General features: G+C 56.6%; 17 protein-coding genes. 8 read left to right on the plus strand and 9 right to left on the minus strand.

All coding sequences use genetic code 11. The annotated features are described in order from the left end of the window. Positions 1-99: 99 nt before the first annotated feature. Complete coding sequence (locus ACWKWE_RS14990) at positions 100-996, plus strand: NAD-dependent epimerase/dehydratase family protein (RefSeq protein WP_483850991.1); 897 nt, start codon at positions 100-102, stop codon at positions 994-996. A gap of 62 nt (positions 997-1,058) precedes the next feature. Here ACWKWE_RS14990 and ACWKWE_RS14995 read toward each other — a convergent pair whose 3' ends face one another. Together ACWKWE_RS14995 and ACWKWE_RS15000 are read right to left on the minus strand one after the other, a co-directional pair. Further along, positions 1,059-1,520 carry an HIT family protein gene (locus ACWKWE_RS14995; RefSeq protein ID WP_483850992.1) on the minus strand — a complete coding sequence of 154 codons (462 nt, stop codon included), beginning with the start codon at positions 1,518-1,520 and terminating at the stop codon, positions 1,059-1,061. Between the two features lies 1 nt (position 1,521). Further along, complete coding sequence (locus tag ACWKWE_RS15000; RefSeq protein WP_483850993.1) at positions 1,522-2,511, minus strand: ThiF family adenylyltransferase; 990 nt, start codon at positions 2,509-2,511, stop codon at positions 1,522-1,524. Positions 2,512-3,059: 548 nt separating this feature from the next. Between ACWKWE_RS15000 and ggt the strand changes: the two genes are divergently transcribed. Then, complete coding sequence (ggt, locus tag ACWKWE_RS15005) at positions 3,060-4,730, plus strand: gamma-glutamyltransferase (protein WP_483850994.1); 1,671 nt, start codon at positions 3,060-3,062, stop codon at positions 4,728-4,730. A 187-nt stretch (positions 4,731-4,917) separates the two neighbouring features. On the opposite strand, the gene ACWKWE_RS15010 is transcribed toward ggt, so the two are convergent. Beyond that, positions 4,918-6,501, minus strand: a complete 1,584-nt coding sequence (locus ACWKWE_RS15010) for a peptide chain release factor 3 (protein ID WP_483850995.1) — start codon at positions 6,499-6,501, stop codon at positions 4,918-4,920. 331 nt (positions 6,502-6,832) lie between these two features. On the opposite strand from ACWKWE_RS15010, the gene ACWKWE_RS15015 reads away from it, so the two are divergent. The 5 genes from ACWKWE_RS15015 to ACWKWE_RS15035 all read left to right on the plus strand — a co-directional run bounded on the left by ACWKWE_RS15015 (position 6,833) and on the right by ACWKWE_RS15035 (position 12,149). Next, positions 6,833-7,546 carry an ABC transporter permease gene (locus ACWKWE_RS15015; protein WP_166593763.1) on the plus strand — a complete coding sequence of 238 codons (714 nt, stop codon included), beginning with the start codon at positions 6,833-6,835 and terminating at the stop codon, positions 7,544-7,546. Between the two features lie 26 nt (positions 7,547-7,572). Next, positions 7,573-8,529 carry a glycine betaine ABC transporter substrate-binding protein gene (locus tag ACWKWE_RS15020; protein WP_483850996.1) on the plus strand — a complete coding sequence of 319 codons (957 nt, stop codon included), beginning with the start codon at positions 7,573-7,575 and terminating at the stop codon, positions 8,527-8,529. Further along, complete coding sequence (locus ACWKWE_RS15025; RefSeq protein WP_166593761.1) at positions 8,526-9,179, plus strand: ABC transporter permease; 654 nt, start codon at positions 8,526-8,528, stop codon at positions 9,177-9,179. Before ACWKWE_RS15020 ends, ACWKWE_RS15025 begins: the two co-directional genes overlap by 4 nt. An 11-nt stretch (positions 9,180-9,190) precedes the next feature. Further along, positions 9,191-10,360 carry an osmoprotectant ABC transporter ATP-binding protein OsmV gene (locus ACWKWE_RS15030; RefSeq protein WP_166593823.1) on the plus strand — a complete coding sequence of 390 codons (1,170 nt, stop codon included), beginning with the start codon at positions 9,191-9,193 and terminating at the stop codon, positions 10,358-10,360. A gap of 625 nt (positions 10,361-10,985) precedes the next feature. Then, positions 10,986-12,149, plus strand: coding sequence for a type III PLP-dependent enzyme (locus ACWKWE_RS15035; protein WP_166593760.1), 1,164 nt, complete (start codon positions 10,986-10,988; stop codon positions 12,147-12,149). Between the two features lie 54 nt (positions 12,150-12,203). Here the strand turns inward: ACWKWE_RS15035 and ACWKWE_RS15040 are convergent, their stop codons facing one another. The 6 genes from ACWKWE_RS15040 to ACWKWE_RS15065 form a co-directional block, all read right to left on the minus strand. Then, on the minus strand, positions 12,204-12,980 hold the full coding sequence (locus tag ACWKWE_RS15040; protein ID WP_483850997.1) for a hypothetical protein: 777 nt from the start codon (positions 12,978-12,980) through the stop codon (positions 12,204-12,206). A 28-nt stretch (positions 12,981-13,008) separates the two neighbouring features. Then, on the minus strand, positions 13,009-14,157 hold the full coding sequence (locus ACWKWE_RS15045) for an alpha-xenorhabdolysin family binary toxin subunit A (protein WP_483850998.1): 1,149 nt from the start codon (positions 14,155-14,157) through the stop codon (positions 13,009-13,011). Positions 14,158-14,286: 129 nt separating this feature from the next. Then, a complete protein-coding gene (locus ACWKWE_RS15050; protein WP_483850999.1) occupies positions 14,287-15,285 on the minus strand; it encodes an alpha-xenorhabdolysin family binary toxin subunit B in 999 nt (332 codons plus the stop codon). 3 nt (positions 15,286-15,288) lie between these two features. Continuing rightward, a complete protein-coding gene (locus tag ACWKWE_RS15055; RefSeq protein WP_483851000.1) occupies positions 15,289-16,476 on the minus strand; it encodes an alpha-xenorhabdolysin family binary toxin subunit A in 1,188 nt (395 codons plus the stop codon). 262 nt (positions 16,477-16,738) lie between these two features. Further along, positions 16,739-17,530, minus strand: coding sequence for a tetratricopeptide repeat protein (locus ACWKWE_RS15060; RefSeq protein WP_483851001.1), 792 nt, complete (start codon positions 17,528-17,530; stop codon positions 16,739-16,741). A 3-nt stretch (positions 17,531-17,533) separates the two neighbouring features. Next, positions 17,534-18,214, minus strand: coding sequence for a Fe2+-dependent dioxygenase (locus ACWKWE_RS15065; protein ID WP_483851002.1), 681 nt, complete (start codon positions 18,212-18,214; stop codon positions 17,534-17,536). Positions 18,215-18,413: 199 nt separating this feature from the next. Between ACWKWE_RS15065 and ACWKWE_RS15070 the strand changes: the two genes are divergently transcribed. Next, complete coding sequence (locus ACWKWE_RS15070) at positions 18,414-20,738, plus strand: TonB-dependent receptor (protein WP_483851003.1); 2,325 nt, start codon at positions 18,414-18,416, stop codon at positions 20,736-20,738. The last annotated feature ends 8 nt before the right edge of the window (positions 20,739-20,746 follow it).

The following is a 20,746-nucleotide window of genomic DNA, read 5'->3' on the forward strand; positions in this document are numbered from 1 at the left end:
GCGCACAGGTCAAAAGGCATTTGGTATGCCCTGCCTTTTTCGTAACGAATCCAAGGCCGATACTGACCGCTATCGCTTACCACGAAAGGGAGTCACCTCATGAACATATTCATTACCGGCGCCGCAGGTTTTATCGGTGGCTCCATTGCAACGGGCCTGGCTCGTAAGGGCCATCAGGTCACCGGTCTGGTGCGCAGCGCGGAACAGGCAGAAGAACTCAAGGCGCTGGGCATCGTCCCGGTCATTGGCACACTTGACGATAACGCCCTGCTCACCGAGCAAGCCCGCCAGGCGGACGGCGTCATCAACGCGGCCAGCAGCGATCATCGCGGTGCCGTCGAAGCGTTGATCGAAGGCCTGAAAGGTTCGAACAAACCTTTCTTGCATACCAGCGGATCGAGCATCGTCGGCGACGCATCGGGCGGCAAAGGCACCGACAAGATTTACTACGAAGACCAGTTGCCTGCCGCGACACCGGACAAGGCCGCCCGCGTGGCCATCGACGACCTGGTGCTCGCCGCTGCGAAAGACGGCGTGCGTTCGGCGGTCCTCTGCAACACGCTGATCTACGGCCACAGCCTGGGTGTGAAGCGCGACAGCGTGCAGCTGCCACGATTGGTTAAACAAGCACGCAAGAGCGGCGTCGTACGTCACGTCGGCACCGGCGGCAACATTTGGTCCAACGTGCACATCAACGACGTGGTTGAGCTGTACGCACTGGCGCTGGAGAAGAACCCGGCCGGGACTTTCTACTTTGTCGAAAGTGGCGAAGCGTCCTTCCTCGACATGAGCAACGCCATTGCCGACGCCATGGGGCTGGGCAAAGCGCAGGACTGGCCGCTGAAAGACGCCGAGGCCGAGTGGGGTTATGAAATGGCCAATTACGGTCTGGGTTCCAACAGCCGGGTCCGTGGCAAACACGCGCGTGAGCTGCTGGGCTGGGTGCCGAAAACCACGTCGGTGATCGAGTGGATCAAGGGCGACATGATCAACTAAACAATGTAACAACTCCCAGAGCGGTTTTTCTTGAAAAAGAACCGCTCTGCATTTGTGATGTGTTAGGTATCGAATGAACGTATTCGCGCAGCTAATTTTGCCAACGCGCTATCGTCAGCGCGGCCTGCATCATGGGAGGAGATATATCCTTCGTAGCGATTGAAAAATTTATCGATATTTGAACTGATAGGCTTAAATGCGCTGTCGCTACCGGTCCCATGCATGGGAAAGAGTTTAGTATGCAAGTGATCCACGCCGTATCCCTCAAGAATCAAGCCGGTTCGTGCAACTCCAGCTAGTGATCTGTCTAGCAGCAATGCTGTCCTCTTCGAAGCTATGATGAGGTCGCAAATTACTTTGTCATTCTGCACAAAAGCGTAGCTTGTGCAGTGCAGTTTGGGGATGACGACGGAAAAACCTAGAGTATTTGGGAAAATGGAGAGAAATGCTAAGTGCCGTTGATCTTCCCAAATGATGTGGGCAGGCGAACGGCGCAGGGCTATATCACAAAAAATACAAGTCATTTTAGGTCTGGTAACAGTGATCGTGATTGTCTGTATGGAACCGTAAAGGGAACTGGCACGCATTCCACTCTACAATTCCAGAGCCTTTGGTCTCAAACGTTGAAGATGCTATAAACATAATCGCTCCTGATGCTAACAGAGCGGCAATGTTGAAATTTGTTGGTCCGAAACTTGGCATGATACTTTCAGGCAGGCGCTTCCATTGTATTGAGTCGTGAAAGCCAGCGATGTATGGAGGCAAATCCCCTTTCCCAGAAAAACAATTTGCGATACAAGCACCGTGAAGATAACCGCCGCTCATCACTGGCGTTCCTGAGAGGTTTGCTATTTCTTCAGATTTGGGAACTAAAGTTTCCGGGTTGTCGGCGCTAATGATGATGGCAGAATAGTTGCCTTGCTTGGCCATGATAACAATGCTCTCTAAATTGAGCTCGGTATTGATCGTGGATGCTTCTACGTTGTCGAACCGATCCTCTATTGCCCCTTTCAATGCTTCGGTCTTCAGCTTTCCAATGTCAATCCTCCTCCAAAATAGCTGTCGGTTGAGATTGCTTTTTTCAATAACGTCAGGGTCCGCTAGCGTAAATTTTCTTACTCCGCTTCCCGCGAGTAATAGTGCGGCACTGCTGCCTATCCCACCGCATCCGACAATTAGGACATTCGCATGTTTGAGTGATTTAAAGTCCTTTACTACGTCGCCGCAGTTCTTTGCCTTGCAGAGAAAAAAACTGGCCGTCCGACTCGTCTCGGGATTTTCTAGAAGTGCGCTCACCTGCGTTATTTCTTCGATAGAACCTTTTATTAAAGAACCCGATTTTTCCAGAGCATCCGTGAGAGCCTGGAGGGAAGTCCCAACAACGCGTGAAATTCCGTTCGGACCATTAAATAGCATTGCTTCATCAGTCATCGAGTAAAAGGTGGAGGGCGCGACTATACCAATGGGATTGCCATGGTCATCTGTCAGTGCGAATTGTTGCGCGTGAAGTGTCATGTATTCTTTCTTTTTATGAATGAAGCCGAAAGAGAGCGGTGTGATAAACCGCTCCCTATCTTTTCTTTAGTTACAGCGTGGCGAAAAACGTCCTATACGACCGTTCATGCAAGCTTCCCAGTTCGGACCCATTGCGGCAATAGTCGTTGGTATAGATTTATCGCTAAGCGGTTGGGTAGTTAGTGCTTTGCTAGGATCTACAGTCTCATTCGATGCATTGTTGGCATGTGTAAGCGCAGAGAGACTGAGGAGTACTGCGGTCAAACCTAGTTTGGATTTCATAAACTCACCGTAAAAGCTAATTAGGACGAATGATGTTGCGAGCAAAGTCTACTTGAGAGTGATTTTTATTTTCAACTTTTTCAGGTCTGAAAATTATATTACTTTAGCCTGTAGTATTTATTATCGATTAGCGTGCGTTAAGTGGTTGCCGTCCTTGAGAAGTATCAATGATGTTTGTAAGAAAGTTCTCTTGATATTGTGTGATTAGCCTGCTTCTATGCTTTATCAGCGTACAAACTGTAGTAGCCGCTCATAAAGGACCCCTTATGCGAGTCGTGACCCTCAAGACCCTCGCCTTGTCGGTGATCTTCGCCGTCAGTTCCCCTGTGTATGCCGCCATCACGCTGGAGGGCGGTGCTGTTGCTTCCCCCGACCAGTACGGCGCTGAAGTCGCCGCGCAAATCCTGAAAAAAGGCGGTAACGCGGTCGATGCCGCCGTCGCGACAGCCTTCACCCTGGCCGTCACCTACCCGGAAGCGGGCAACATCGGTGGCGGGGGCTTCATGACCCTCTTCATGAATGGCAAACCGTACTTCATCGACTACCGCGAAACCGCGCCCAAGGCCGCCAGCCGCGACATGTACCTTGACGACAAGGGCAACGTGATTCCCGGCATGAGCCTGATCGGCGCCCGTGCTTCCGGCGTGCCGGGCACGGTCATGGGGTTGTGGGAGGCACACCAGAAATTCGGCAAGTTGCCGTGGTCTGAACTGCTGACCCCCGCCATCGGCTACGCGAAGAACGGCTTCACCGTCGCCGAGAAACAGAACATGTACGGCGCCGAGGCGATCAAGCAGCTCAACGGCAAGACCAACTTCGGCGACTATTTCGGCAGCATGAAAAAAGGCGAAATTTTCCGCCAGCCCGAACTCGCCAAGACCCTGGAACGTATTGCCGACAAGGGGGCGGATGAGTTCTACAAAGGCCAGACCGCCGACCTGCTCGTTGCACAAATGCAAGCTGACAATGGCCTGATCACCAAACAGGACCTGGCCGATTACAAAGCCGTGTGGCGCAAGCCGCTGCATGTCAATTTCAATGGCAACACCCTTTACACCGCGCCGCTGCCGAGTTCCGGCGGCGTGGCGCTGGCGCAGTTGATCGGCATAAAAGAGCAGTTGGCCGATGACTTCAAGGGCGTGCCATTGAACTCGGCGCGTTACATTCACTTGCTCGCTGAAATTGAAAAACGTGTGTTCGCCGATCGTGCGAATTATCTGGGCGATCCGGACTTTTCAAAGGCGCCGGTCAACGAGCTGATTGATCACGTGTACCTGGCCGATCGCGCTCGCGAGATCAACCCGACCGCCATTTCACCCACCGAGAACGTAAAGGCCGGGCTCGAGTCTCACCAGACCACCCACTTTTCCATCGTCGATGCCAAGGGCAACGCCGTCAGCAATACCTACACGCTGAATTGGGATTACGGCAGCGGCGTGGTGGTCAAGGGCGCGGGCTTTTTGATGAACGATGAGATGGACGATTTCAGTTCCAAACCGGGTGTGGCGAATGCGTTCGGCGTAGTCGGTGGTGACGCCAATGCCATCGAACCGGGCAAGCGAATGTTGTCGTCCATGAGCCCGAGCCTGGTCACGCGGGACGGCGCCGTGACACTGGTGTTGGGCACACCGGGCGGCTCACGGATTTTCACCACCGTGTTTCAGGTGCTGAATAACCTGTATGACTTCCACATGCCCCTTAAAGACGCCGTCGCCGCGCAGCGGGTTCACCATCAATTGCTGCCGAAGGACACGATCTACACCGAGAAATTTGCGCCGCTGAACGAGCAGGTTGCAGATGAGTTGAAGGCGATGGGCTACACGCTGAAAGATCAGGGCTGGTCGATGGGCAACATTCAGGCGATCAAGATCGACGGCACGAAAGTCGAAACTGCGTCGGACCCGAGAGGGCGAGGTGTAGGGAAGGTTGTGAAGTAGGGCAGGATCAGCGCGGTCTTAAGGTTTTGTGCTTTGAGCAGAGCCAGTCAGCACCACAAACCACTGTGGGAGCGGATTCATCCGCGAGACGCCGGTACAGACGACAGAAAATTATCGTCTGAGCGTGAGTCTTGCGAATGAATTCGCTCCCACAGTGTGAAAACCATCAGGCCTTCAGCTCAGTTGCTTAGTGATGCTCACGGGTCGCACGGAATTTCACGTCTGGCCAGCGCTCTTCCATCAGGCTCAGGTTGACCCGCGTTGGCGCGAGGTAGGTCAGGTGACCGCCGCCGTCCAGTGCCAGGTTTTCCACGGCCTTGTTCTCGAATTCTTCGAGCTTCTTCTTGTCGCTCGAATCGATCCAGCGAGCTGACCACACGGTGATCGGCTCGTAGGAGCATTCCACCTTGTATTCTTCCTTCAAGCGGCTCGCGACCACGTCGAACTGCAGTACACCGACCGCGCCGAGAATGATGTCGTTGCTGCGCTGCGGGAAGAACACCTGGGTGGCGCCTTCTTCGGCCAGTTGCTGCAGACCCTGACGCAGTTGCTTGGATTTCAGCGGATCACGTAGACGAACGCGGCGGAACAGTTCCGGTGCGAAGTGCGGAATACCGGTAAAGCCCAGGCCTTCGCCTTCAGTGAAGGTGTCGCCGATCTGGATCGTGCCGTGGTTGTGCAGACCGATGATGTCGCCCGCGTAGGCTTCTTCCAACTGTTCACGCTCGCTGGAGAAGAACGTCAGCGCGTCGCCGATGCGCACGTCCTTGCCAGTCCGCACATGGCGCATTTTCATGCCCTTGTCGTACTTGCCCGAGCAGATGCGCATGAACGCGATGCGGTCGCGGTGTTTAGGGTCCATGTTCGCCTGAATCTTGAACACGAAGCCCGAGAACTTCTCTTCCACCGGCTCGACGGTGCGCTCATTGGCCACCCGTGCCAACGGCTTCGGCGCCCAGTCCACGACGGCGTCGAGCACGTGATCGACACCGAAGTTGCCCAGTGCGGTCCCGAAGAACACCGGGGTCAACTGGCCGTCGAGGAATTCCTGTTGATCGAAGCTGTGGCAGGCGCCCTGCACCAGTTCCAGTTGCTCGATGAAGCGCTCGTACTCGTCGCCCAAGTGGGCGCGGGCTTCGTCGGAGTCCAGCTTCTCGATGATCTTGGTTTCGGTGCGCTCATGACCATGACCGGGGGTGTAGACAATGATGTAGTCGTCGGCCAGGTGATAAACACCCTTGAAGTCACGGTAGCAGCCAATCGGCCAGGTGATCGGCGCGGCCTTGATCTTCAGGACCGCTTCGATTTCGTCCAGCAGTTCGATAGGGTCGCGGATGTCGCGGTCGAGCTTGTTGATGAAGCTGACGATTGGCGTGTCGCGCAGACGGCAGACGTCCATCAGGGCGATGGTCCGCGGCTCTACACCCTTACCGCCGTCGAGCACCATCAGCGCCGAGTCCACTGCGGTCAGGGTGCGATAGGTGTCTTCCGAGAAGTCTTCGTGGCCCGGGGTGTCGAGCAGGTTGATCATGTGTTCGCGATACGGGAACTGCATGACCGACGTGGTAATGGAAATACCCCGCTGCTTTTCCATCTCCATCCAGTCGGACGTGGCATGGCGGTCGGATTTGCGGGATTTCACCGTACCGGCGACGGCAATCGCCTTGCCCATCAGCAAAAGCTTTTCAGTGATGGTGGTCTTACCGGCGTCGGGGTGAGAAATAATGGCGAAAGTGCGGCGTTTCGCGACTTCGGCGGCCTGTCTGGTCATGGGAAATCGCCCGAGAGGTGATTCAAAAAAGGGCGGCGATTATAGCCCAAACGAAAGCAATATCCGAACCGTTCAGTCAATCAAGGGTGGCCAAATAGCATCTCGCCTGGGAACCTTTGCGGTTCCGGAGACGTCCACTCCCTGGCAATGCAAACCGCCAAGGGACGCAAAATCAGCAAGTTAGCTTGACGAAGCTGCGCTCATGGCTCGTGTTTTCGCCGAGGTTCAACCCTTTCCGGCGACCCACCCGCTGCTCTTCGCGAACGTTCGCAGATGGTCAGAAATGGCCGTTCACGCGAGGCGTTCGCCGACTGAAATAAGGAGTCCGCCCGTGGCTAATCGCTATGGCAAGGGGCTGATGGGAGGTGCGACCGCTGTCGTACTCCTGGCCCTGCTGATCCACTGGATCGGCATCGATACACTCAAGCAGTATCAGGATGATCTGCTGTTCTACCTGCAAGCCCACGTCATGTTGGTGCTGGCGTCCATGCTGGCGGCACTGGTGGTCGGAATCCCGACCGGCATTGTGCTTAGCCGACCGAACATGGTTGGCCGCGCCGAACGTTTCATGCAGATCTTCAACATCGGTAACACCGTTCCCCCTCTTGCAGTGCTGGCCATCGCCCTGGGCGTCCTGGGTATTGGCAGCGGACCTGCGATCTTCGCGCTGTTCCTCGCCTCACTGTTGCCCATCGTGCGCAACACCTACGAAGGCCTTAAAAACGTTCAGGGTTCGCTTAAAGAAGCCGCCACCGGCATCGGCATGACACCGCGTCAGGTGTTGTGGCGCGTCGAGCTGCCCAATGCCGTGCCGATCATCATCGGCGGCGTGCGGGTCGCGCTGGCGATCAACGTCGGGACCGCGCCACTGGCGTTCCTGATCGGCGCCAACAGCCTTGGCAGCCTGATCTTCCCCGGCATCGCCCTGAACAATCAGCCGCAACTCGTGCTGGGCGCCGCGTGTACCGCGCTGCTGGCCCTGTTGCTCGATGGCGCCGTGACCCTGGCGAGTCGTCTTTGGCTGGAACGTGGCCTGGCTCGATAACGGGCCGCGCAGAGAAAGGAATTCGCATGAAGAAGTTATGCACATTAATAGTGGGCGCGGTCCTGCTGCTGTCCGGGTTCGCCCAGGCGGCCGAGATGCCGGTGTTGCGCATCGGCGCGCGAGTCTTCACCGAACAGACGATCCTCGCCGAACTGACCGCGCAATACCTGCGCGACAAAGGCTATCAGGTTCAGATCACCGGCGGCCTGGGTAGCAACCTGGCGCGCAGTGCGCAGGAATCCGGTCAGCTCGACATGCTCTGGGAATACACCGGGGTGTCGCTGGTTTCGTACAACCACATCGACGAAAAGCTCAACAGTGAGCAGACCTATCAACGGGTCAAGGAACTGGACGCGAAGAAGGGCCTGGTGTGGCTGTCGCCGTCCAAGTTCAACAACACCTATGCGCTGGCGCTGCCGGACAAGGTCGCGCAGCAATACCCGCAGATCACCAATGTTTCAGGCCTGACGGCTGTGCTTAAAGACGAAGCCAAACAGGGTCATATCGTCGCGCTCGACACCGAATTTGCTAACCGTTCCGACGGTCTGGTGGGGCTGGTCAAGCACTACGATATGAACTTGGGCCGCGAGAACACGCGCCAGATGGACGCCGGTCTGGTGTACACCGCGTTGAAGAACGGGCAAGTGTTCGCCGGTCTGGTCTACACCACCGATGGTCGCTTGAATGCTTTCAAGCTCAAGGTGCTGGACGATGACAAGCACTATTTCCCGGACTACACCGCCGCGCCGGTGATTCGCAAAGAGTACCTGGACAAGCACCCGCAACTGGCCGAACAGCTCAAGCCGCTGGCTGCGCTGCTGGATAACCAGACCATGATCGACCTGAACGCGCGCATCGACGTCAATCACGAAAGTCCTACCGTCGTGGCGGCCGATTTCCTGCGCAGCCATCCGATCAATCCTTCCGCTGACAGCGTGCCGATCAAACAGACGCCGGTAGAGCAACAGGAGAAGAAACTATGAGCTTCTTCAGCGCTTTTTCTCATCTGGACTGGAATCAGGTGTTTCACCTGACCCTGCAACACATCACCCTCGTCGGCATCGCAGTGACCCTGGCGATTCTGGTGGGCGTGCCGTTGGGCGTGGTCATGACGCGCTTCCCGGCGCTGGCCGGCCCCCTGCAAGCCAGCGCGACGGTGCTGCTGACCGTGCCGTCGATCGCCCTGTTCGGGTTGTTGCTGCCGTTCTACTCCAAGTTCGGCCAGGGCCTTGGGCCATTGCCTGCGATCACGGCGGTGTTCCTTTATTCGCTGCTGCCGATCATGCGCAATACCTACCTGGCGCTGACCGGCGTCGAACCCGGCATTCGCGAAGCCGCCCGCGGCATCGGCATGACCTTCGGCCAGCGTCTGCGCATGGTCGAACTGCCCATCGCCGTGCCGGTGATCCTCGCCGGTGTACGCACCGCCGTGGTCATGAACATCGGCGTCATGACCATCGCCGCCACCATCGGTGCCGGTGGCCTCGGCGTCCTCATCCTCGCTTCCATCAGCCGCAGCGACATGTCGATGCTCATCGTCGGCGCCGTTCTGGTCAGCATTCTGGCCATCTTCGCTGACCTGCTTCTGCAATGGCTGCAACGCTCGCTGACTCCAAAAGGATTGCTCAAATGACTGCCAAGACCATGATCGAACTGCAAGACCTCACCAAGACGTTCCAGAGCAACGGCAAGGAAGTGAAGGCCGTCGATTCCGTGAGCCTGACGGTCAATGAAGGCGAAATCTGCGTGTTCCTCGGCCCGTCGGGTTGCGGCAAAAGTACGACGCTGAAAATGATCAACCGCCTGATCATGCCGACCTCCGGCAAGGTGTTGATCAATGGCGAAGACACCACTCAGCTCGACGAAGTGACCCTGCGCCGCAACATCGGCTACGTGATTCAACAGATCGGCCTGTTCCCCAACATGACCATCGAAGAAAATATTGTGGTCGTGCCGAAGCTGCTGGGCTGGGACAAGCAGAAATGCCACGACCGCGCCCGCGAGCTGATGAGCATGATAAAGCTGGAGCCGAAGCAGTATTTGCATCGCTATCCGCGCGAATTGTCGGGTGGCCAGCAACAGCGGATCGGCGTGATTCGCGCACTGGCGGCCGATGCGCCGTTGCTGCTGATGGACGAGCCGTTCGGTGCGGTGGACCCGATCAACCGCGAGATGATCCAGAACGAGTTCTTCGAGATGCAGCGTGCGCTGAACAAGACCGTGATCATGGTTAGCCATGACATCGACGAAGCCATCAAGCTGGGTGACAAGATCGCGATTTTCCGTGCGGGAAAACTGCTGCAGATCGATCACCCGGACACGCTGCTGGCGCACCCTGCAGACGATTTCGTCAGCAACTTCGTCGGGCAGGACAGCACCCTCAAGCGCCTGTTGTTGGTGAAAGCCGAAGACGCCGCCGACAACGCGCCGAGCGTCAGCCCGGAAACGCCGGTGGCCGATGCGTTGGAAGCGATGGACGAAAATGACCGCCGCTACGTGGTCGTCACCGACGCCGCGAACAAGGCCATGGGCTACGTACGTCGCCGCGACCTGCACCGCCAGACCGGCACCTGCGAGCAATACCTGCGCCCGTTCAACGCCACCGCCGCCTACGACGAACACCTGCGCATCCTGCTGTCGCGCATGTACGAGTTCAACCGCGCGTGGCTGCCGGTGCTGGACGCCGAGAACGTGTTCCTGGGCGAAGTGACGCAAGAGTCGATCGCGGCGTACCTGAGTTCGGGGCAGTCGCGGGGTAAGAAGACCAATATCGTTTCGCCAGCAGAAGCGGCGGAGCAGGCGGCGTCGGTTTAAGGTAACGGGATCAGGCGCAACCCCCAGCGCCTGATCCCACAGCTTCGCGAATGAATTCGCTCCCACAGTCAGCGCGCGTTCAGCCTTTATAGCAGCACCACTTGCCACCCTCTGACGGTCGAAATGCAATCGACCTGTGGGAGCGAATTCATTCGCGATGGGATGGCACCGATAACGCTTCTCTCGCCTGAGACCCATCTCTCTCGCCGCACGGCTTCCCAAGGCAGCGCCATCGAAATCACAGCCGCTGGCAAGTCGTGCCGCTGCAGTGCGTTCGTCTGCCTATTCGATCAGCGGGAACATCAGCCTGTCACATCGGTCGGTTACTACAGGGTGATTGAACGAGCGTACTGGCCCGTCTGGCAAAAACGGGCAGAAACGCGACATTTTTTGTTGATCTCCAGCCCTTCAGGTCCTAAAGTTCGCGCCGAACGTCCATGCTGGAAACGATCCATCCGGCTCAAGTACTGACGACGAGACAGCAAGGCCAACCGGGGATGCATGACCGGATGGCCTTTTTGCTTTCGGTCAACGGCCTTGGGAAGTAGGCGAACCAAAGTGGGGATACGGAGGACGTTCATTTGCACCCATTGTTTTTTACCGTTTGCCAACAGGAGTCCCCCGCATGTCGATCCAGGTCGAAGACTATTTCGAGAAAAGCACCTTCGCCAAAATGAAGGCGTTCGCCGACAAGCAAGAAACCCCGTTCGTGCTCATCGATACCGCCATGATCAGTCAGGCCTACGATGACCTGCGTGCCGGTTTCGAATTCGCCAAGGTTTACTACGCGGTCAAGGCCAACCCGGCCGTCGAAATCATCGACCTGCTCAAAGAGAAAGGTTCGAGCTTCGACATCGCCTCGATCTACGAGCTGGATAAAGTGATGGACCGCGGCGTTGGCCCGGATCGCATCAGCTACGGCAACACCATCAAGAAATCCAAGGACATTCGCTACTTCTACGAGAAGGGCGTGCGCCTGTACGCGACCGACTCCGAAGCCGACCTGCGCAACATCGCCAAGGCCGCTCCGGGTTCGAAAGTCTATGTGCGCATTCTGACCGAAGGCTCGACCACCGCTGACTGGCCTCTGTCGCGCAAATTCGGCTGCCAGACCGACATGGCCATGGACCTGCTGATCCTGGCCCGTGACCTGGGTCTGGTGCCTTACGGCATCTCCTTCCACGTGGGTTCGCAACAGCGCGACATCTCCGTGTGGGACGCCGCGATTGCCAAAGTGAAGGTGATCTTCGAGCGCCTGAAAGAAGAAGACGGCATCGAACTCAAGCTGATCAACATGGGTGGCGGCTTCCCGGCCAACTACATTACCCGCACCAACAGCCTGGAAACCTACGCTGAAGAAATCATTCGCTTCCTGAAGGAAGATTTCGGTGATGACCTGCCGGAAATCATTCTGGAACCGGGCCGTTCGTTGATCGCCAACGCCGGTATCCTGGTCAGCGAAGTCGTACTGGTTGCACGCAAGTCGCGCACCGCCGTCGAGCGTTGGGTCTACACCGACGTGGGCAAGTTCTCCGGCCTGATCGAAACCATGGACGAAGCCATCAAGTTCCCGATCTGGACCGAGAAGAAAGGCGAAGTCGAAGAAGTCGTGATCGCCGGTCCAACGTGCGACAGCGCCGACATCATGTACGAGAACTACAAGTACGGCTTGCCACTGAACCTGGCCATCGGCGACCGCTTGTACTGGCTGTCCACGGGTGCGTACACCACTAGCTACAGCGCTGTTGAATTCAACGGCTTCCCGCCGCTGAAATCGTTCTACATCTAAGCGTCAGCGCTCATAAGAAAACGGCATCCATTGAGATGCCGTTTTTTTTGCATTTCAAAAACTGAATCGCAGGATATGGGCGAACGTGTAGTCCACCAGACGTTGCGCCTCACGGGCAGAACTGGCAGCTGATTGACAGGACACCTTCATACGCCGAGGTGACTGATTTGCCTTCAAACCCCGGACTTCCCGAACCGTGGCGTTCAGAAGGCCAGACAGGCGTGAGCAATAAGCGCCCATATTGCCTGCCGAGAGAATCGTCGTGTTGTAGGCGCGTCGATGCCATTCAAGGCTGCTTCTTGCCGAGGCCAGACGGCTCTCATCTCTTAGCGCGCTGTTGAGTGTCTCGGGAAGTGTTCTGGAGGCTCCTTTGATCAGCAGCCCTTTTCGTTTCGCGTATTCGTACGTCCTCATGTTCATGAAGTCCATGAACCGGGGGATGGTCTGTTTGGCGCAAACGATGATGCGCTCGCATTCTGCCTGTTGTCGTCTGAATGCCTCTTCGTGACGTGACAGGTCCTGCGTGATTTGCCTGATCCGGCTGTCGAACGGGTTGCTGTCCAACAGGGAAATCACCTCGCTCAGTGTCTTCTTGGTGTCTTGGTGGATCGCGCGAATCTGCGTCGCACTGGTGCGCCAGAGCGGAGCGCCCTGCCGCGCCGTCGCAACGGTCTGATCCATCGCGGGCTCTTTGTATTTGCCGTACTCGGCCTGTGGCACCAGGTCGAGTTTGATCTTGAAGGCTTCGATGTACTGAGGAAGCTTATCGAGATAGCCGATGTTGAATCCAAGATAAGCGACGTCTTCGGATTCAATGAGATGCGTTGTCATAGTGCGCCCTCCTTGGCGTTACAGATGGTCATTGATGCCCGTAATCTCTGCGGAACTCACGGTCGGCGTCTTTGAACACCTTGAGCAACAGGTCCGCCTGGGTTTTGATTTGCTCCCAGGGCTTGGCGACCTGTTTGAAAGCGTTCAGCAAACGACGAAGAGCCAGCGTGCTATCGATCTTGCCTGCCTCTTGAACCGAATGTTTCAGATAGGTGTCCAGGGCCACCCACACGACCGCCATGTTCGTGGTCGCAGTGTAGGCGTCGACAATGACCAGATTAAGGTCCTGCAAATCATTGCGTACCCGCTGCAATGAGGCGTGGATAGTGTTTTTCTGCGACAACAGATCGATGCTTTTCTCTTGTTGCAGGCGCAGCGCATCGATCTGTTTGCGCACCTTGTCGGCATCGATGCCGTAGTAGATGCCCAGGCCAACCAGCGCAAAACTTGCGCCAACCGATTTCTTGACCAAAGTCTGGTATTCCCGCTGCTTCTCCTCGATGTCCGTGGCCCGCCGATTGATGGCGTTGTTCAGGTCCCGAATGTCCTGAGGCATAGAGTGGGTGTCGATGCTTTTTAACTTGCCCGTCAAATCACGCATCACGTCTGCCGACAATTGATCGGAGAAAGTATCGAGGCGACGTTTGAGCGCCACTGTCGCATCCTGGCGGCGCAGGACGAGGGTAGCCACCTCTTGAACGTAGTGCAGGAAATCCGCGTGATCTTCCGGAGCCAATGCTTCGGAAGACTTGGCCTTGATTTCGTCGTAAAGCTGCTGGGCAGCTTTTCCATACACCTGCATCTGATCGGCGAATACCCACAACTCACTGCCGACGTTCATGAGGTCGGTGCGAAGCGGATTCCATTGTGATGCATGACGATGAATGCGGCTGAAACTTGCCTGAAAATCCTTGGCTTCGAGATTAGGGCCCGCACCTTTTTCGTAACCGAGATACCCGACAACCTCTTTAAGCGTCGTCGGCAGCGCGAGGCCATAGGTTTCATAGCGCTTCAAATTGATCAATTGTTCTTTCGTCAGAATGAGGCCGGGCGCGCGAACGGCTTCTTTATCCGTGCCCGCCGCCGCAGCGATCAATGTGCCAGGCAGGCGCTGCGCCTGATCAAGTTTCTCAGTGCGAAGGGGGGCGTCATCCAGTCCATTGGAAGGGTTCATCATGTTGATCCTGTCATGAGAGGAAGTGCGAGAGAGGCAGGGCTGGTGTGAGTCCAGCGGCCTCAGGTAAGAAGCCGGGACGAACAGGCTTCGCTCTTCCCGGCCGGCGCTGTTCAGCGCTGAAGATGAATGTCAGGGGATCACTTTCAGATGTTTCGCCAGTGCCAGCGCGTCTACGATGAGTTGAGCGATAGTGTCCTGATTCTCAGCATTGACAGCGCTGTGCGTGCTCAGGAAAGAGCGCTTGGCTGCAACGATTTTTTCGAACTCGGCGATGTACTGCGCGCGGTGATCGTCGAAATCATGGCATGCGACGATCAGCTGTTTTTTGGACGTGACCAGACGCAGTTCATGGGCCTTTTCCTGAGTGCTGGCGATCAGCGCATCGATCTGCTTGCGCAGGGTGTTGCGGGCTTCGACCATGCCAAGGTAGTTGATCAGGCCTTCGGCTTTTTCCAGGATCTGTTGCACCAGTTCAATGGCGCCTTCCACCGCGATCAACTGAGGTGGCGTCATGCCCAGTTTCACCAGCTCCTGCGCGGTCAACGCTGTGTCTTTCGCCAGTGCGCTGAAACCCTTGGCTTCGATCACCGCCATTGCGTCTGTCAGCGCTTTTCGCTTTTCTTCCAGCGCAGTCTGGCGTTCCTTGATTTCCAGCACTTCCGACGGCAAACGCGCTTGATCGTCTTCGAGTTGCTTGATGTACGACTGGGTGGCGGCGCGGTCAATGGGACTTGCCAGGGCGGTCATCAGATTGCTGAGCGTCATCTCTTTCTTGCCGACGATACCCAGGATGGTTTCAACTCGATGAACGATGTCCTCGATGATTTCTTCCTTATCGGACTCGGGGGCGCTCTGGAACTCCTCATGAAGTTCGCGGAGTGTGCCAACGTTGATGCCTAACAGGATATCCATCGATTGGGCGATGTCGCGAAGCTTGGAATGTGCGTTACGTAGCGAACGATCCAGATCAGAGATTCGTCCATGCAATGAGGGCAAGTACTGCGTCTGAATGAAAAGCCGCTTCACCTCGATGGTGGCGTTCGATGCTTGGGTCTTCGCCTGTTGCAGCGCGTGGATGTCCAATTCGGGGTAATCGACGCGGGTCGGGAATCGGGAAATAGTGCTCATGGTTTAAACTCCGTAATCTTCTCTGAATTCGCGGTCAGCTTCAGCAAACACGCGTTCTAATTTTTTGGCGTCCACCTCGATGGTTTCCCACGGTTTAACCACCAGGTTGAATTGATTTTTGAACCGGCGCATGGACAGCGCATCGTTGATGCCTTTGACTTCAGCTGCGGAACTGGCGATGAATGTGCCCAGCGAGTTCCAGACACTGATCAGGTTCTTGGTGGCGATGTCAGCGTCAATCACGATGAGGTCAAGGTTCTGAAAGTCCATCCGAACCCGGCCAAGCGACGCCAGGATCCGGTTCTTTTGCGCCATCAGCGCGATGTCCTTTTCCTGCTCTTCGGTCAACTTATTGCGTTCTTTTCGGATCTTTTCGGCTTGAACACTGGAGTAAATCATCATGACCAGATTGCCCGCGACGGCACCAATCGCCTGCTTGACCAGTTCTTTGTATTCCTTGTTTTTCTCTTCGATGGCCAGTGCGCGGTTATCGATTTTTACTTGCAGTGCTTTGATTTCGCTACCGAGCTTGTTGTTGTCAATGAGTGACAGCTTGAACTTGATGGCCGGGCCTACTTGTTCAGACAATTGTCTGCCAAACGCGTCAAGACGCTGTTTGATACGAAGGGCTTCAGTTTCCTGCTCCTTCACTTTATTGAGAATCTGGTCCAGGTAATAACCCAGGTCATTGCGATCTTCGGCCTCAATGCCCGGGAATTTTTTGCCCAGCTGAAGTTCGACTTTGCGCAGGTCTTCAAGTGTCTTGATGTTGTATTTTTCGATCAGACCCAGTGTCTTTATGTCGTCGAAGACCTCTTGCATGCTTGCGCCATAGACCTGGATGGAGCCGGCGAACACCACGAGTTTGGTGTTAACGGTCAGCAGGTCTGTGCGCAGAGGATTCCACAGTCGGGCGTGGCCGTTGATGAGTTTGAACGTCTGCTGAAAGTCAGCAGCCTCCAGGCCACGGCCCGCGCCCCTTTCGTAACCCAGATAGGCAATGACGTCTTTCAGAACGGTGGGGAGTGCCAAGCCGGCAATCTCGTATTTCTTGAGGTTTTTGACCTGCTCTTTGGTCAGGATCAGCCCGGTGTCTCGGGCATCGTCTTGCGGGGTCGCTACCGATGAGCCAAACAGTCTCGCAGGATCGATTGCTGCGTCGGTCGCAAGGTTTTCTGCAAATTGAGACATATCATTAGTCCTTTAATGATGTCGCGTTACTTTTCTGAAGTTAATAAATGCTTCAGATGCAGAGTGTTTAATGTGTCTGCACGAGAAGGAGATTAAGTTGTGCTTTTGAAGAGGTCAAAGCGGAAAAATAGTCTGTGCCTGTAGGACAATTCAGGATTGTGAAAGAGAGAGTCGAGTTCGCTCAATTAAATCAGGGGGGGAAGATGTGATTGCAGGTGTTTTGAAATTTCATTCAGGCAAACCGAGTTACATATTTCGCCCCTCAATCGTTTAAAAGTGCACGATATTCCGCCGCGTCTTCCTGATTGCCCATCTCTGCCGCACGTTGATGGTAATCCAGTGCCAAGGCGCGAACCTGCGGGTGCCTCGCTTGCAACAGCGTCTTGCGGCTCACGCGCAAGTAGTTGAGGTTGCCTATTTGAAGGGCTGTTTTTAGCCAAACGACCGCTTCTTCGATTCGCCCATGATCGGCGAGCACGGCGGCATGGCTGAACTGCCCACGAAAATCACCAGCCTCTGCCGAGCGGCGATACCAGTCGTGCGCGGCCTGCACGTCCTGTTCACAACTCACGCCTTCTTCGAGATAGCGGCCCAGCAGGTTCATTGATTTGGCGTGACCCATGTGCGCAGCCTTGCGATAACACGCCAGGGCGCGGGCCTGATCCTTGTTGACGCCGCGCCCGGTCGCCAGCAGATTGCCGTAGTTATAAAAGCCCCAATCCAGTTCGACTTCTGCGGCTTGCCGGTAATACTCGGCAGCCTTGGTGGCATCGGGTTCGCAGCCCCACCCGTGCTCGTGGCAACGCCCAGCCATGTTGGTGGCCATCGCATGACCGTTGCGCGAGGCGATCTGAAACCAGATCAGGGCCAGCGCCGCGTCCTGTTCGATGCCGGTGCCGTCCAGCAAAATCTGACCCAGCAACGCCTGAGCGTCGACCATGTTCTCCTGCGCCGCAATCAGGATCGCCCGCGCCGCGCTCGCAGGATTCTCCTGAAGCATGTCACGCAGTTGTTGGCCGTTCAGCACGTCTTCCCGTCGCAGTGTCCAGCTCATGAATCAGACCTCGACCCATTGGCGCAGCAGGTTGTGGTAAGTGCCTGTGAGTTGAATCAATGACGGGTGATCGGGCACGTCACGACTGAGCTGTTGAATCGCCGTGTCCATTTCGAACAGCAGCGTGCGATGACCGTCGTCGCGCACCAGGCTTTGCGTCCAGAAAAACGATGCGTAGCGAGCGCCCCGTGTCACGGCGTTGACTTTGTGCAGGCTGGTGGCGGGGTAGAGCAGCATGTCGCCCGCAGGCAGTTTGACCGAGCGGGTGCCGAACGTGTCCTGAATCACCAGTTCGCCGCCGTCATAGTCGTCGGGGTCGCTGAAGAACAGCGTCGACGACAGATCAGTGCGCACGCGCTCGATGCTGCCCTTGGCCTGACGCACGGAATTGTCGATGTGGAAATCAAAACTGCCGCCGCCGGTGTAGCAGTTCACCAATGGGGGAAACACCTTATGGGGCAGGGCGGCGGACATGAACAGCGGGTTCTGCCACAGCCGCTCAAGCATCGCGGCGCCGATTTCCTTGCCCAGCGGATGACCTTCAGGCAATTGCAGATTGTGCTTGGCCTTGGCCGACTGGTGCCCGGCGGTGATCTTGCCGTCCGCCCATTCGGTCTGCTCCAGGGCTTCGCGGATGCGCAGCACTTCCTCGCGGGTGAACAGGGCGGGAATGTGTAGAAGCATGGCCAAAGCGCTCAGGTGCAAAAAGGTAACGAATGGTAGTGATTCTTATTGGCCGTGTAAAACCCTGCGGGCCCTTGTAGACGAATGAGCGACGAAAATCCGTAAAGCTAAATTGTAAAGATTGTAAGTTTTATGCGAATACAAATGATTCCCAACTATATTCCGCGACCTCAACATTCCTTGGGGAAGGAAATCATTTATGTCGCGCCTCTCATTACAACCGTCTGTCAGCTCACCACGACTACTCGTCTCGGCTATCGGCATGGCCGTGACTGCCATGTCGGCCTCGCAGATGGCCCATGCAGCCGAGGAGTCAGAGAAAGCCAACAGCGGTGCCATTTCGCTGGGCGCGACCAGCATTACCGGTGAGGCTCAAGACTCCACCGACTACAAGACCGAAAAAAGCGCTTCGCAGAAATACACCGCGCCACTGAAGGACACGCCGCGTTCGGTCACCGTCATTCCACAGCAAGTGCTTAAAGACACCGCGGCCACCTCGCTGCAAGACGCGCTGCGCACCGTGCCGGGCATCACCTTTGGTGCCGGTGAGGGGGGCAACCCCCAGGGCGATCGTCCGTTCATTCGGGGGTTCGACGCGCAAGGCGACACTTACATCGACGGCGTGCGTGACACCGGTGCGCAGAGCCGTGAAATCTTCGACATCGAATCGATCGAAGTGAGCAAGGGCCCGAACTCGGCCATGGGCGGTCGCGGTTCGGCGGGCGGCAGCATCAACCTGATCAGCAAGCTGCCAAAAGCCAACGACTTCACCAATGGCGCATTCACCTACGGTACCGATCAGACGCGCCGTTACACCCTGGACGTGAACCGCAAGTTCCTCGACACCGCAGCGTTTCGCCTGAACCTGATGAGCCACGAGCAAAACGTTGCCGGCCGCGACGCGATCAATTACGACCGTTGGGGCGTGGCGCCGTCGGTGACCTTCGGCCTGGGCACCGAAAACCGCCTGAACCTGAGCTACTACCACGTTGAAGGTAACGACCTGCCGGATTCGGGCATTCCGTATGGCTACGGCTCGAACTCCCCAACGGCTGCGCATGTGCACGACAAGCCCAACGACGGGGGCAACAGCAACAACTTCTATGGTCTGAAAGATCGGGACTTCCGCAAGACACGCAGCGACATCTCGACCATCAGCTTCGAGCATGACTTCAATGAAGACATGACGCTGAAGAACACCTTCCGTCATGGCAACGTGGGGCAGGACTACATACTGACTCAGCCGGACGACAGCCAGCACAACGTCAACACCCGTGGCACCGTCTGGCGCCGTGCCAATGCCCGGGTCAGCACCACTGAAACCACGACCAACCAGACCGACCTGTTCGGCCAGTTCCAGCTGTTGGGGTTCAAGAACAGCTACTCCACCGGTATCGAACTGACCCGCGAAGTCAGCAAGGTGAGCGGTTATACCTTTGCCAACCCGGCGAACACCAACCCGACGGCAGCCTCTCCGGGTGGCGTCGGTTGCCAGGTGGGTGAAGTCTACGGTGGCACTTGTACGTCGCTGAGCAATCCGAATCCGGATGACGCTTACGGTGGCACCATTGCCCGTAACTACAAAGGCACCAACACCATCGGCTTCACCCGTTCGCTGTATGCCTTCGATACCATCGAGCTGAGCCCGCAATGGCAGGTCAACTTGGGCACGCGTTTCGACAATTTCGATACCTCGGCCAAGGCTGACAGCCTCACCGCCGCGACCACTCGCAGCAAGAACAACAGCAATTTCTGGAACTGGCAGGCGGGTATCGTCTACAAGCCCGTCGAGAACGGCAGCATCTACACCTCGTTCGCGACGTCGGCGACCCCGCCGGGCGGCATGCTCAACGAAGGGACCGACGGCAACGGGCTGGTCGCCAGCGGCGGCGTCCTGACCAGCGACCTGGAACCGGAAACCACCAAGAACTATGAAGTGGGCACCAAGTGGGACTTCCTTCACGAGCGTCTGTCGCTGACGGCGGCGGTGTTCCGTACCGAGAAGGAGAACACTCGGGTATTGGTGAGCAGCAACACGTACGAGAACGCCGGTAAATCCCGCGTTGACGGTGTGGAACTGTCCGCCAGCGGCAAGCTCACCGACCAATGGCAAGTGTTCGCAGGCTATAGCTATCTGGACAGCGAACTGGTGTCTTCCGGTCTGGTCGGCCGTAACGGTGCTGTGACGGCGGGCGCCGCTTCGCAGGATGGCAACGAAATGCCGAACACGGCCAAGCACAGCGCCAGTCTGTGGACCACGTATGACGTTACGCCGAAGCTGACGATTGGCGGCGGCGCGTTCTACGTAGGCCAAGTCTGGGGTGATACGGGCAATACGGTCTACGTACCGTCCTACACCCGCTACGACGCCATGGCTTCTTACAAGCTGACCAAGAACGTCGACCTGCAACTGAACGTGCAGAATCTGACCGACAAGACCTACTACGACAAAGCTTTCTCGACGCACTTCGCCAACCAGGCAGCCGGTCGTACCGCTCTGCTGACCACCAACTTCCACTTCTGATCAAGAAG

This window comes from Pseudomonas salicis (genome assembly GCF_057128705.1).